Source organism: Streptomyces actuosus (genome assembly GCF_016921115.1).
Taxonomy (GTDB): domain Bacteria; phylum Actinomycetota; class Actinomycetes; order Streptomycetales; family Streptomycetaceae; genus Streptomyces; species Streptomyces actuosus_A.
Genome location: NZ_JAFFZS010000152.1, coordinates 1 through 531 on the forward strand (window position 1 = coordinate 1; position 531 = coordinate 531).

Sequence of the window (531 nt, forward strand, 5' to 3'; positions counted from 1 at the left end):
CTTCTCTGTATACTCCCAAAGCCTTCGACAAACGCCCTCATCTCTCGCAAGCCTTGTATCCTTCCCAGCAACACCCACCGGATGATAAAAAACCCCAGACTTAGCATCAGGACTTGTAGCCGCCCAAAGCGAAGTAAGCGCACCCTTCTCAACACCCACCGTAATGAATCCCTTGACGAATCTCAGCACCACAGACACCAGCCAATTCAAGCCGGATATAAACTCGGTGGTGAGGTTCGTCTCCACGACACCCGGGTGCAGACTGATGAATTTGATCTCGGGGTACTGCTGAGATAGGGCTCTGGCGTAGTGGATATTGGCTAGTTTGGACTGGCCGTAGCGGGTCCACGTTGAGAAGTCTTGCATGTTGGTTCTGAGAGTTGAGTTGGATTCATAGCCTGTTTTGGGGGCGGTGGATTCGAGGGCTGAGGAGAGGAAGATGACTCTCACATCTGCATTTGTTTCTGCTGCTGCTGTTTGTTTGAGGACGGGCAGGAGGAGACGGGTTAAGAGTGCATGGCCCATGTGGTT

At 52.4% G+C, this 531-nt stretch carries 1 protein-coding gene; it reads right to left on the bottom strand.

Annotation, left to right across the window (positions count from 1 at the left end):
* The coding region (locus tag JS756_RS35995) for an NAD-dependent epimerase/dehydratase family protein (RefSeq protein WP_368861133.1) at positions 1 to 531 on the bottom strand (531 nt) is incomplete at both ends.